General features: G+C 43.1%; 11 protein-coding genes and 1 pseudogene. 2 read left to right on the top strand and 10 right to left on the bottom strand.

All coding sequences use genetic code 11. The features are described from left to right. The 3 genes from pstA to pstS all read right to left on the bottom strand — a co-directional run bounded on the left by pstA (nt 1) and on the right by pstS (nt 3,010). On the bottom strand, nt 1–837 hold the full coding sequence (gene pstA, locus E4K67_RS26675; RefSeq protein WP_135552348.1) for a phosphate ABC transporter permease PstA: 837 nt from the start codon (nt 835–837) through the stop codon (nt 1–3). After that, nucleotides 837–1,805 carry a phosphate ABC transporter permease subunit PstC gene (gene pstC / locus E4K67_RS26680; protein ID WP_243454642.1) on the bottom strand — a complete coding sequence of 323 codons (969 nt, stop codon included), beginning with the start codon at nt 1,803–1,805 and terminating at the stop codon, nt 837–839. Before pstC ends, pstA begins: the two co-directional genes overlap by 1 nt. 128 nt (nt 1,806–1,933) lie before the next feature. Then, the gene (pstS, locus tag E4K67_RS26685) at nt 1,934–3,010 is read right to left on the bottom strand and encodes a phosphate ABC transporter substrate-binding protein PstS (RefSeq protein WP_135552350.1); all 1,077 of its coding nucleotides are present in this window, start codon (nt 3,008–3,010) and stop codon (nt 1,934–1,936) included. Between the two features lie 239 nt (nt 3,011–3,249). Between pstS and E4K67_RS26690 the strand changes: the two genes are divergently transcribed. Next, entirely contained in the window at nt 3,250–3,861 is a 612-nt protein-coding gene (locus tag E4K67_RS26690) for a hypothetical protein (RefSeq protein ID WP_135552352.1), read from the top strand. 186 nt (nt 3,862–4,047) lie between these two features. Further along, entirely contained in the window at nt 4,048–4,587 is a 540-nt protein-coding gene (locus E4K67_RS26695; RefSeq protein ID WP_135552393.1) for a ferritin-like domain-containing protein, read from the top strand. A 1,321-nt stretch (nt 4,588–5,908) separates the two neighbouring features. Here the strand turns inward: E4K67_RS26695 and E4K67_RS26700 are convergent. From E4K67_RS26700 to mnmH, 7 genes and pseudogenes are all read right to left on the bottom strand, one after another. Then, nucleotides 5,909–7,813 (bottom strand): annotated as a pseudogene (locus E4K67_RS26700) (YgiQ family radical SAM protein); the annotation flags it as partial. 92 nt (nt 7,814–7,905) lie between these two features. Continuing rightward, a complete protein-coding gene (locus E4K67_RS26705) occupies nt 7,906–8,685 on the bottom strand; it encodes a flagellar motor protein MotB (protein WP_135552354.1) in 780 nt (259 codons plus the stop codon). After that, nucleotides 8,672–9,460 (bottom strand): flagellar motor stator protein MotA, encoded by a 789-nt coding sequence (gene motA, locus E4K67_RS26710; RefSeq protein ID WP_135552356.1) that lies wholly within the window; start codon nt 9,458–9,460, stop codon nt 8,672–8,674. The genes E4K67_RS26705 and motA overlap by 14 nt, the downstream gene beginning before the upstream one ends. A gap of 189 nt (nt 9,461–9,649) precedes the next feature. Beyond that, the gene (locus tag E4K67_RS26715) at nt 9,650–10,141 is read right to left on the bottom strand and encodes a YajQ family cyclic di-GMP-binding protein (protein ID WP_135552358.1); all 492 of its coding nucleotides are present in this window, start codon (nt 10,139–10,141) and stop codon (nt 9,650–9,652) included. A gap of 36 nt (nt 10,142–10,177) precedes the next feature. Then, complete coding sequence (locus E4K67_RS26720; RefSeq protein WP_135552360.1) at nt 10,178–10,927, bottom strand: helix-turn-helix domain-containing protein; 750 nt, start codon at nt 10,925–10,927, stop codon at nt 10,178–10,180. Nucleotides 10,928–10,953: 26 nt separating this feature from the next. Then, entirely contained in the window at nt 10,954–11,739 is a 786-nt protein-coding gene (locus E4K67_RS26725) for a DUF3388 domain-containing protein (RefSeq protein WP_135552395.1), read from the bottom strand. Continuing rightward, nucleotides 11,675–12,757 carry a tRNA 2-selenouridine(34) synthase MnmH gene (gene mnmH / locus E4K67_RS26730; RefSeq protein ID WP_135552362.1) on the bottom strand — a complete coding sequence of 361 codons (1,083 nt, stop codon included), beginning with the start codon at nt 12,755–12,757 and terminating at the stop codon, nt 11,675–11,677. The genes E4K67_RS26725 and mnmH overlap by 65 nt, the downstream gene beginning before the upstream one ends. Between the last annotated feature and the right edge of the window lie 29 nt (nt 12,758–12,786).

Here is a 12,786-nt window from a genome sequence, read left to right on the forward strand (position 1 = left end):
CTAGTTGCTCCGCGAGCGAAATGCGAAACGTGCAATCAAATTGAGAATCACTACCATTGATATTAACACTAAAGATCCTGCCCAGGCTTGCTGATGCCACTCTTTATAGGGAGAGGTAGCATACTGATAAATTTGTACAGGCAATGCTGCAATCGGCTCATTTAGAGAACGGGCCCAGTACTGATTTCCTAACGCCGTGAACAGTAACGGAGCTGTCTCCCCTGAAACACGGGCCACTGCCAACATTGCTCCTGTGATAATTCCCTTCGCTGCAGTAGGTAAGACAATTCTTAAAATAGTCTTACCTTTGGAAATCCCTAGGGCATAACCCGCTTCCCTAATCGAATGGGAAACAAGTTTTAACATTTCTTCTGTCGAACGGATAATCAGTGGGATCATAATAATCGAAAGGGCAAGACCTCCTGCTAGAGCAGAAAAATGTCCCATTTTCAAAACCACGGCAGTGTATATTACAATACCGACAATAATTGACGGAATTCCTGTCAATACATCGGTGGCAAAACGGACTGCAATACTTAACCAGCTTGTCCGATCATACTCTGTCAAATAAATCGCTGCGAGAATACCAACTGGAATCCCTATGAGACTCGCGATCAACACCATGATTAGGGTTCCCACAATCGAATTAGCCATCCCACCCCCAGGCGCACCCATTGCCTTTGGTAAATTGATAAAAAATTCTAAGTTCATAACGCTAAAGCCGTTAATAACAACGTAACCGAGAACACCGAATAAAGGAATAAGCGCAATTAGTGTCGCGACGATAAAAATCCCCATCATGATGCGGTTGCGATATTTACGTAGGCGATCATTCATTATGAAATTCCTCCCTTCGGTCCACGTGCTACAGACCAAACAAGGAGTCGTGCAAAGACATTCAGTATAAGGGTAATACCAAACAGAATAAGGCCAATTTCAACGAGTGCACTTAAATAAAGTTCGTACGTTGCTTCTGTAAACTCGTTCGCAATCACTGCTGCCATAGAATAAGCAGGGGCAAACAAGGAGGGCAGAATATCTGGGCGATTTCCAATCAACATAGTTACCGCCATTGTTTCTCCCAGGGCTCGGCCTAAACCAAGCATCACTCCCCCTAGAATCCCTGATCTGGCATAGGGCAGAACCGCTATCCGAATCATTTCCCACTTCGTAGCCCCCAAGGCTAAGGCAGCTTCCCGCTGTTCATTCGGCACTGCCGCCATTACTTCCCCAGATATCGCGGCAATTGTCGGCAGGATCATAATTGCCAAGATCAACCCCCCCGCTAACATACCAAAGCCAAGTGGCGTACCTTGAAATAGAGGAAGAAATCCAAACCACTTGGCGAGTCCTGGTTCGACAGTTTCTCTCAGCCATGGTGCTAAGACAAAAATTCCCCATAATCCGTAAACAACGCTGGGAATCGCAGCAAGCATTTCAACCAAAAAAGCAATCACCGAACGAACTCTTGAGGTTGCCATCTCATTTAGAAAAATTGCGACTCCAAGACCAATCGGAGCTGCAATAATTAAAGCTAAAAGGGAAGTCACTAAGGTCCCATAGATAAACGGTAGGGCGCCAAATTGTTCCTTGACTGGATCCCATTCACGACCCGTAATGAAGCTAAAGCCAAACTTTTCAATACTCAGAAGTGCCGAGTCATACATCTGCCACCCCATCCAAGCCATAAGAACCAAAACACTGATGGCCATCAACAGTGTCAGTAAACGCAAGGTCGTATCTCCCATGGAAGCTGTGAGCCTGTTCTTTTTACCCATATCTTCTGATCCTTCCACCTTCCTCATTTACATCTCTATAAAACGTGCCAGTAGTATGTACTCAATAAGATTACCATAAGTATACATTAGGCACATGGAAAAGCCCAGCGTCAGCTGAGCCCTCCCCACCTATAAATGACATTATTCGTTAGTCTCTACTTTAGCAGAGGTTGTCCTTCATTGGTGATAGTCTTAAGAATTGCTTCCTCACGAGTTACTAAATCCGCAGGTAACTTAGCGTAAAGTAACCCTTCTGAAATTGTTTGCCCTTCATGAATAGACCAGTTTAGGAAGTTGACAAGCGCTGCCCCTTTGGCTTTGTCTTTTTGATCCTGATATAATAAAGCCCAAGTGAATCCAGCAATTGGATAAGAGTCAGCACCTGGAGCATTGACAAGCGACACTCTCATGTCATCAGGGATTTTGGTTGCATCTGCAGCAGCAGAAGCGCCTTTAAGCGATGGTGCAACCCATTTGCCTTCTTTGTTTTGCAAAGTAGCAAAGGACAGGTTGTTTTGAACAGCATAAGCGAGTTCTACATATCCGATAGAGCCTGGAGTTTGTGTAATAGCACCTGCAACACCAGCGTTGCCTTTACCTCCAATCCCCACAGGCCAATTCACAGAGGTCCCTTTACCGACCTTACTTGACCAGTCTGGACTTATACTGCTAAGATAGTCTGAGAAAATATATGTGGTTCCGCTCCCATCTGACCGACGAGCAACAGCAATCTTTAAATCTGGTAACGTTACCCCTGGATTATCGGTCGCGATCCGTTTATCATTCCAATTGGTAATCGTTCCAAGGAAAATATCAGCTAGTACCGAGGGATTTAATTTAAGATCTTTCGGGCCATCGGGAATATTATAAGTGACCGCTACAGCTCCAAGCGTTAACGGGATCTGAAGAATTTTACCCCCTTTTGCAGCTTTAAGCTGCTCATCGGTCATGGGACCATCCGTTGCTCCGAAATCTATGGTTTGCTCTGAAACTTGCTTGATTCCAGCCCCACTACCATTCCCCTGGTAGTTAATCATAATCGTTAGGTTGTTTTTGCGATATTCCTCGATTTGTTGGTTAAGTAGTGGATAAGCGAAGGTACTTCCTGCCCCAGTGAGGTTAACCTTCTCAGCCTTCTCTTCACTTGGTGTACTCGTACCGCACCCTACCAGCGAAAGTGCCAACACACCTGTCAATATGCCAGTTAAGAATTTACTTTTTTTAGCAAACATTAAATTCTCCCCTATCAAATTCTTATTTTCTATACCCAATGTACCATACAAACGTTAAGCCTATATTATCTCTGTGTAAAGTTTGTGTTAATTGGCTACATTTAATGTATAAAGATTAATATAAAAAGGAAATATTCACTGCTTGTAGAATTAATCCCTTACCCCCTACCGAAACAAAACATAGAACTCCTACTTATAGAATTTCCTGAACGTAGATAAAGATTAGTGAGGTGTCATTTGTGTTTGATCAAACGTTAGATCCTCTGGACACGTGCGGCTGTGGAGATACTGGTTATCTGACAACTCGAACCGTCCCTGTTGACTTGGTCCATGGTGTGGGGCACATAGCAAATGTACCTATTTACCACTGTCGTTCTAAAAGCTGCCAAGAATACACACTCCCCCCGATTGTAGCGCGCCGCCTCGACAATATTTCGGAAGAAATGGAAAACACCCAAGCGACAGACGCTGTTTACACTTGGATTGCCCTTGGAGAGCAATCCCTCGACCCACTGCAACAGGCAAATAATCAAAGTAACCTACAGGCATTTACCCTTCAATTTGGAGGTCGTGAGTATGCAGATGCTCGTGTAGTGCTACTCGTTCCCGGCCATGCGATTTTCTTTCAAAGCACGCTCGAAGAGACTGAATATTACCTACTTCGTTACGAGGAGAACAGACACACCGAGGGGGTATGGTTTTCTTTTCTGAAATTTTACTATCATGAACCAGAATTAATCTACGAAGATTTTCTTGTATGGTCAGAAGACGGACACCTTAAAGAAATAGGACGCATATCTCTGGACGAAGTTGAAGATACTCTGACAGACGAGTTTGGTGAATGGGAGTAGAAAGAATTATTCGTGTGGGTTTGCGCCTTCGGCGTTACTAATCCTACGCTACGACGAGGGACTGTTTGAGACTCAAACACAAAGGCGCTGTGTGACAGGATATGTGCAAGTTTTATATTAATTACTCATTAAATACCTCTTGCCAAATATACATGTATAAGAATACTATTTGGGGAGGTATTTTTAATGAGTGAAGCCAATCACGGAATGCATAAAAGAGAAGGTTATTCCGATCCCTCTCCCTACCCCGAAATCAAAGTTCAGGGTCCTAATATTCACTATGCCGAACTGTTAATGGATGACTATGCCGGTGTTGTCAGTGAATTTACGGCCATAAGCCAATACATTTACCATCATTTTTTCTTTAAAGATATCGATCAGCAACTAGGAGAGCTCTTGGAAAATGTATCAATCACAGAAATGCTACATATGGAAATCCTAGCCGAACTCATCAAGAAACTTGGCGGGAACCCAGTCATTCGAGGTTCGTATAGTACCGCAGGAAAGTTCTGGACAGGAAATTATATATATTATGGGACAAATCTTTGTGAACAATTAAAAGCTGATATCAACGCAGAATATAAAGCGATAGAAGAATACCAAAAACATATCCGTTCGATCGCTGATCCATACATCCAGGCCATACTCTATCGCATTATTCTGGATGAAAAGGTCCATATCCGTCTCTTTAACCAGGCTCTTGCAAAATTTTGTTACTCACTCTAACTTAACTGATCCTCTATAATACAAGACCATCCTATCTAAAAAACCCCACAACAAACATAAATTCCTCGATACGGATTCAAATCAATACCACGTTAACATCCTCCTCAATAAACGCTAAGCACGGGAATACTTCCTAAATAAACTAGGGGCGTAACGAAACTTCAGTTTCGCTACGCCCCTAGTTTATTTATCTATCATAGACTCCCACTTCAATTGCGAGTGGTACTACGTACTTAGACAAAAATAACCTGCCGCGAAATTACTTAAATCGCGAGAATGACTTCTTGACTGATCCAGCATTATCACATCTTCAAGATTACACATAAGAGTACATTCGGGGTTGGGTTCTTTCTTAGAGTTTATGTACCATTACGAAAGAGCCCAACAACCAGGTATGCTGATTGTTGGACTTCACGTACTAGGGACAATTCATTTTTGTATTTTGGATAGCCCGTGATTTATTATCTTCTTTGTGAACTGGCACTAAAGCAGTTCTCCGATTTCTCTTGGATTTATGAAAGTTAGGAACCCTTCGCCTACTTACTTATTTTTTCTTACCCCCGCGATGTTTTCTCTTACCCTTATGGATTTGATTATCGGCACCTCTCCAAAATCGTCCCTTTTCCTTTTCCTGAATACCCTCGCTCGGTGCCTCTTTGCTTTGCGGACTTGTATGCGCTACTTCTTTGTCCCGTACGCTTTTATACGGTGCTTCTACACTTCGTGCACCCTTATAAACGCTCGCTCTACCTTGTCCACCATTGTACGGTGCCGCTTCTTTCCCTCGTGCGTCCTTAAATGGTGGTGCTGCTTTGCCAAGAGCACCTTTGTAAGGAGTCACTAGGCTCCGCTCAGCTCTGGAGCGACCCTCTTCGACTGGCGCTCCCTTGTAAGGGGGTTTTTCTGCACCCTGAGAACCCTTGTAGCGTCCCTCTTTTGTGGGCGCACCTTTTGGTGTTTCTATGCTTCGCGTATCCTTGAAGCGTTCCTCGCTACTTGGAGCACCCTTGCGCGCCACTTTTTCGACTGTTCGCGCATCCCTGTAGCCACCCGCCTTACCTGGCGCCCCCTTATAAGGTGCTTTTTCACCGCTTCGCGCATCTTTATAGCGACCTGGTTTGCCCGGCGCGCCTTTAGGTGCTTCTTCTAAACTTCGCGAATCCTTGTAGCGTGATGCTTTACCCTGTATAGCCTTGTGCGGCGCTTCTATGCTTCGCACCCCTTTGTAACGTGGTTCTTTACTCTGCATACCCTTTTGAGTCGCATCTTCGCGTTGAGACTCTTTTGGCCGAAATTCTTTACCCTGTGCACCTTTGTACGATGTTTCTTTGCCAGGCGTATCCTTTTTCTTCATACCTGATCGTCTCACTGGTCCCTTACTTGACTTCATTGGCTTACCATCCTGTTCTAACGAATCTGATCGCACATATTTTCTAGGTCGAATAAGACATTTAGGTCCATACCCGATCAAATCTTCCCGATGAGCTAAACGTAAGGCCTCTTCTACTAACGCATGATTTCTTGGACTTCGATACTGAATTAGAGCTCTCTGCATGGCCTTCTCATGCATGCTACGGGGAATATATACTTCCTTCATTGTGTGAGGATCTAAGCCAGTGTAATACATACAGGTGGAGAGTGTTCCTGGCGTCGGGATGAAATCCTGGACTTGCTCAGGATTGACCCCCATATCTCGAACATATTCTGCTAATTCGACTGCTTCTTTCAGAGTGCTTCCTGGATGAGAAGACATCAAATAGGGGACTAGATATTGTTCTTTCCCCAGTTCTTCATTGGCTTCATGGAACCGCTGCACAAATTCTTCGTAGACGACTTTACCGGGTTTGCCCATCAGACGAAGTACTTCGTTACTGACATGTTCTGGAGCGACTTTCAATTGGCCACTCACGTGGTGCTCACAAAGCTCACGTATAAACCCCGAATCTCGATCCGCTAAAACGACATCATAACGGATTCCTGAACGGACGAACACCTTCTTGACCTTTGGCAAACTACGCAAGCTGCGCAAAAGGTCCAAGTATTCCTCATGATCATTTTCAAGCTTATCACACGGTTCAGGAAAAAGGCACTGTTTATGGGAACAAGCCCCCCTGTTTAATTGTTCCTTGCACGCCGGTCGACGAAAGTTAGCTGTAGGGCCCCCTACATCATGAATATATCCTTTAAAACGATCATTCCAAGTCATCTTCTCAGCCTCTCGAATAATCGATTCAGCACTTCGGCTTTGAATAATTCGTCCCTGATGAAACGTTAAAGCACAAAATGAGCATGCTCCATAACATCCTCTGACGCTGGTAAGACTAAATTCCACTTCTTCAATAGCCGGGACTCCTCCAAGGTCTTCATAAGACGGATGATATGTTCCCATAAATGGTAGGGCATAGATGGCATCCATTTCTGCTTGTGTCAAAGGTAGTGCTGGCTTGTTTTGCATCACACTTTTACGCCCATGAGGTTGATACATTGGTTTTCCTCGAAAGGGGTCCTGCTGATTATATTGCACCCAAAAAGCCTCAGCATACTTCTTCTTGTCAGTTGTAACGTCATCGAAACTTGCCAGAACCAAAGTATTTTGAGGCACTACATCCCCAGTCAAAGGCACCATAGTTCCCCTAACATCCGTTATCTGATCAATCGACTCACCACTATTTAGTCGTTCGGCAACTTCCACAATTGCCTTTTCTCCCATCCCAAAGACCAGCAAGTCCGCTTGACTATCGAGTAGAATGGATCGCTTAACATCATTGCTCCAATAATCATAATGGGCAAAACGCCTCAAGGACGCCTCAATTCCCCCAATAATAACAGGAACACCTTGAAGCACTTCCCGTACGCGATTAGAATAGGCGATAGTGGCCCGATCTGGACGGAGCCCGGGCTTTCCTCCAGGAGAATAAGAGTCCTTATGACGTTTCTTTTTGGCCGCCGTATAGTGATTAACCATGGAATCGAGATTCCCGCCTGAGATCAAACACGCCAAACGCGGTTTTCCCATAGCTCGAAAATCCCGGAGATCCTTCCAATCAGGCTGAGCCAAAATTCCCACCCGGAAATCATGTTTTTCCAAGACACGGGCGATAATAGCAATTCCAAAGCTTGGATGATCTACATAAGCGTCTCCAGTAATTAGAAGAAAGTCTAGTTCATCCCAACCAAGAACCTCCATGTCTGCTCTATTCATAGGTAAAAAACTTCGTTTACGCATAATCTCACCTTTCTAGTTTAAATAACGCTTATCATATAATCTTAATTGATAAACATGACTGACTATTTTAGTAGCAGATACAAATACCACTCTTATGGAATAGTACTTTTGACTTCGATTGTATTCCGAATAATATTCACGTCTACACGCCGATTTTTCGCCCGTCCCTCAGGCGTTAGATTGGTATCAATTGGTTGATACTCACCATATCCAATAGACCGAAATCGAGCTTGGTTAATGCTTTCCAATTTCAACAGATACTTCATAAAATTTAAAGACCGTCTCGAACTTAAATCCCAGTTAGAATCAAATTCATTCGTTCTAATAGGGATATTATCAGTATACCCAGCAACCTCTACTTTGTAATCTGGATACATGCTTAACATGTTCGAAATGACCGCAGCAAGTTTTTGGGCCTCTGGTTTTACTACAGCCGTTCCTGAATCGAATAAAGCATAATCCTGAATCGTAACTTTCAACATATCGTTTGTGACCACTGTCCGGAGTTGCAGGGACAGTCCATTGTCATTAATATAAACATCAAGCTTTTTTTTAATCGCTTCCATATCCTGTTTTTCTTTATTTATCTGGTCCTTTAACTTTTGGTCTTGCATACTTTCTTGCATTTTCTTTGTATCATTAACAGAAACATCATCTAATGATATAGTATCGGATTCTTCAAAAACACTTACGCCTCCATTAAAGGCACTGTTCAAACCCTGCATAACCTGGGCATATTTTTTTTCATCTACTTTACTGGATGCAAATAATATAATAAATAATGCCAATAATAACGTTAACAAGTCTGCATAGGGAATCAACCAAGTTTCATCGATATGTTCTTCATGATGCTCTTTCTTATGTTTTCGCAAGCTCTTTTTCCTCCATGATTTTGCGTTCCGAAGGAGAAAGAAAAACGGCTAGCCTTTGGTTAATCGATAATACAGGTTCGCCTCCTTGAATCGCTAGAAGGCCTTCTGCCATCATTGTCTTCAATAGTGACTCTCTTTTAGATTTTTGTTTTAATTTGTTGGCCATGGGGTGCCATAAGACGTAACCGGAAAAGATCCCTAGTAAGGTTGCCACAAAAGCGGCAGAAATCAAATGTCCTAATTTTTCTACCTCGTTAAGATTACTTAAGGCTGCAATTAAACCAACAACAGCACCCAGTACACCTAAAGTTGGTGCATAAGTACCTGCTTGAGTAAAGATGAGCGCACCCTGTCGATGACGTTCCTCCATAGCAGAAATGTTCTCCGTGAGCACATCACGAATAAATTCCGGGTCATTCCCGTCAATGACCATGCGCATCCCATTTCTTAGGAATTCATCTTCAATCTCCTCCGCCTTACTTTCTAGGGCAAGCAAGCCCTCTCGACGACTAACTGTTGCCCAATCTCCAATTTGGTTAATAAGTTCACTTTTAGAGATTGATGATTGGGTAGTAAACAGAATCTTAAAAAGCTTTGGAACTGCTTTTAATTCGTTCATTGGAAAACCAATAAATAATGTTGCTGCAGTACCCACAAAAATAATTAGCAATGCAGCAGGGTTCAGTAGGGATGCAAGACTAGCGCCTTTCAAAACCATCCCCACTCCGACAGCAATTGCTGCTAGTATCAAACCAATATAGGTTGACTTTTCCATTCTGAATTGTCCTTTCTAATACCGGATAATTAAGCAACCACTCTATATTTGTTCGACATTTATCTGCAATATTCTCGTTTTATTGCAAGCATAATTTCTTTGAGATGCTATCTCGTTCCATAAAAATGCTTGGCAACTATGCCAAGCATTTTAGCCATTCCACCCCTAGAGGAAAGAGTCGCAACTCCCTTATCGAAAGTTGATAAACTGCAACTCAATACCAAAATCTTCTTTGCGTAAAAGCGCAATAACCGCTTGGAGATCATCTTTGTTCTTACCAGACACTCGAATCTCCTCGCCTTGTATGGAACTTACTACTTTTATTTTATTGTCTTTCAGAACCTTGTTAATGAGCTTGGCCTTCTCTTGGGCAATCCCCTGTACCAGTTTAACTTCCTGCTTAACTGTATCCCCTGCAGCCGATTGCGCCTTGCCGTACTCTAAGGCTCTCAAGGATACCCCTCTCTTAACGAGTTTACTCTCCAGAATGTCGACAACGTTGGTCAACTTGAAATCATCATCTGAAACTAAGACGATCTTATCGGTCTCAAGTTTAATGGACGATTTGCTGTTCTTAAAGTCGAATCGGTTCGCGAGTTCTTTCTGAGCCTGCTGAACTGCATTATCAACCTCCGGCATATCTACCTTAGAAACAATATCAAATGAACAATCTTTAGCCAAAATAAAACGCTCCTTTATCCATAAATTTCTTAATCATTAATTCAGGTTCTCTTTGGTTAAAACGACATTGCGAAGAACTTGGCCTGCTTTTCCCAAACTCGGCAAGGCTTTGCCGTTCAAAGTAATCGAAAGGCCTCCTGCATTTCCAACCGAGACCAGTTCAATTTTGCTTGTAGCTTTGACCTCTTTAGTGGTTCCCGCTGTAAAGGTACCTTGCAAAGTAGGCTGTCCATCTACCCGTACCTCAATCCAACAAGGTTGAGTGAAAACAAGCTGTGCGGTTAAACCCTCCTGTGTATTCGCTACAACATTCGTTGGATCAGTAACTACCGGGGTATTGGGTGGTGGCGTAGTCTGCTCAGTTTGCGGTGCACTTGGCAAGGCTGCTGGAACGTACGGAGGATCGAGTTTGTTTCCTGACTGACTAAAAGCCTTAATAGCAATTAGCAACACGATTGCCAAAACAGCCATACTAGCTATGATGGCTGGCCTAACCCAAAGAGGCCGGACTTTCACATATTTACTAGGTGTTTCAAAAACGGTGATCGTCTCAGGCTTTGCCGAGGCATTATAGAGATCGATAATTTCATCCGAGTTTAAACCCAATTGTTTGGCATACGTTCTTAAATACCCCTTTACATACGTCGTTCCAGGGAGTATATCATATTTTTCCTCTTCAAGTGCCTGAATGTAGCGAACACGGATTTTAGTTATTTCCTCAGTATACGTAAAACTCCACCTTTTTTCTTCCCTAGCGGCCTGGAGTATTTGTCCTTCTCCTGCCATTGATAAGCCCCCCCCTTTTCTCGCCATCAGCTCAAATCAAATGCGGTGAAACTCATGGATATATCCTCTATGCGAATCACATCATCCTCATGATGGCGGATTTCAATAATAAAGTCAAAGTCAACTTCCAAACGTCCATCTCGAAGAAAAACATCTGGGTGTTCAATAATCTTCAGAGTTGGCATTTGTAATACTTTCTCTAGTAAAGCCCAATGTTCATTGCTTCCCCTCGTTGTGCTTGTAATGCCATCAATCAGAAAAATACAATTCTCTGACTCGTCAAGTAATAAGTCAGTTCGTATGGTTTGACGAATAATCGTCGACGACAATAATATCCATCGTTTATTGGCATATACACAGGCAGCAATAGCAGCTTCTGTTTTTCCCACACGAGGCATTCCCCGTATTCCGATAACATGATTTCCGCCTTGTACTAAAGTATCTCCTAAAAAGTCAACCAACACACCTAGTTCTTCACGAACGAACCGATAGGTTGGGGGATTCGTCTCTACCATGTCCAACCGCTTGCCATGGCGTAACGCGATACGATCTGACAAGGTAGGCGGACGGAAGGCCGTTACCCTTATCGCTCCCACTTCTATCAGAGCTTCATGCAACGCTCTTACTTTGGTCTTAGATTGAACCTGCAAAAGAAGTCCTCTTCGGGTCTGCCCAATTCCTGTGACCGATAAAATATTAAGGTCCAGCATCCCAATCAGTGTTGTCACTGCTCCAAGCAATCCCGGTTTATCTTGCTGAATATCGTACTCCAGATACAGCAGATTCTCCGCTTGGTTGGGCCACCTTTTCATCAAGATAGCATTCAAACTCCCTTAAAGCCTTGTCAGGCTCTTGATAATTTAAATAAAAAGCATACTCTGAGCTTGGTCCATTCGGATAGGCATAGAGTTTGTCATAGTATTCAACAAGTAGTCGCTCTGTAAAGACATCTAAGCAACCTGTTTCTAACAAGATGCGTAATTCTCGAACTTTAACATGGCCCAAAGTTTTAATCAGTCTTTCCAAAGCTAACCTAATCTCATGAAGCGCATTGGGGACAGCTGTGTACTCTTTCAACAGCCGTTGTACTCTATTTTTCAAAGAATCGCACTGAAGGACTTGTATTCCCTCTTGCATTGCTGCAAAGAAATTGGCGGGTATTGTAACTCTACCGATACGTTTACTCTCACATTCTACAATAATATAAGGGAATTCTTTTAACAAGAGAAGTTCCTCATATAATAATCCTTCGAATTTTTTCTGGGACGGAGGATCTCCTAGCCCCATTGCACCAAAGACTGATCCTCTATTATTGGCAAGTTTTTCAAGGTCAATCGCAGGATATCCCTCCGCCCGCAACTGTCTCAAAAGGTCAGTTTTTCCAACCCCTGTATTTCCACGAAGCACCACAACCTGATAGGGAAGTTTAGTTTCAAAAAAATCAACAACTTGGCTACGGTATGCTTTATACCCCCCTATTAAGCGATATATAGGAATGCCCATTAATTCAACAACTGTCGCCAGAGACTTACTCCGCATCCCACCTCTCCAGCAAAAAAGCACTAAAGGACCCTTTTTTGATAGTTCCTCTACCTTTTTTACTAATTGCGGAAGTTTCGGACTAATGATACTCAAGCCAAGTTCACGAGCCAGAGTAGGGGTCGTTTGTGTATATGTGGTACCAACCTGAGCACGTTCTACGTTATCAAACAGAGGAAGGCTGACCGCCCCCGGAAGTGTTGCTTCGGCAAATTCCCCCTCTGAGCGCACATCGACAAGAATTGGATTATCTAAAGTTCTAAGATCTTGAACGTTGATCTCCTTAATCATGCTTAATTCCTTCCGATTTGGCATTATTC

The sequence above is a fragment of the Desulfosporosinus fructosivorans genome, from assembly GCF_004766045.1.
Lineage (GTDB): Bacteria > Bacillota > Desulfitobacteriia > Desulfitobacteriales > Desulfitobacteriaceae > Desulfosporosinus > Desulfosporosinus fructosivorans.

Coding starts and splice junctions, on each gene's coding strand:
- mnmH (WP_135552362.1), bottom strand. CDS start 12,757: ATGATTAAGGAGATCAACGTTCAAGATCTTAGAACTTTAGATAATCCA.
- E4K67_RS26720 (WP_135552360.1), bottom strand. CDS start 10,927: ATGGCAGGAGAAGGACAAATACTCCAGGCCGCTAGGGAAGAAAAAAGG.
- pstC (WP_243454642.1), bottom strand. CDS start 1,805: ATGAGGAAGGTGGAAGGATCAGAAGATATGGGTAAAAAGAACAGGCTC.
- motA (WP_135552356.1), bottom strand. CDS start 9,460: ATGGAAAAGTCAACCTATATTGGTTTGATACTAGCAGCAATTGCTGTC.
- E4K67_RS26725 (WP_135552395.1), bottom strand. CDS start 11,739: ATGAAAAGGTGGCCCAACCAAGCGGAGAATCTGCTGTATCTGGAGTAC.
- pstS (WP_135552350.1), bottom strand. CDS start 3,010: ATGTTTGCTAAAAAAAGTAAATTCTTAACTGGCATATTGACAGGTGTG.
- E4K67_RS26695 (WP_135552393.1), top strand. CDS start 4,048: ATGAGTGAAGCCAATCACGGAATGCATAAAAGAGAAGGTTATTCCGAT.
- pstA (WP_135552348.1), bottom strand. CDS start 837: ATGAATGATCGCCTACGTAAATATCGCAACCGCATCATGATGGGGATT.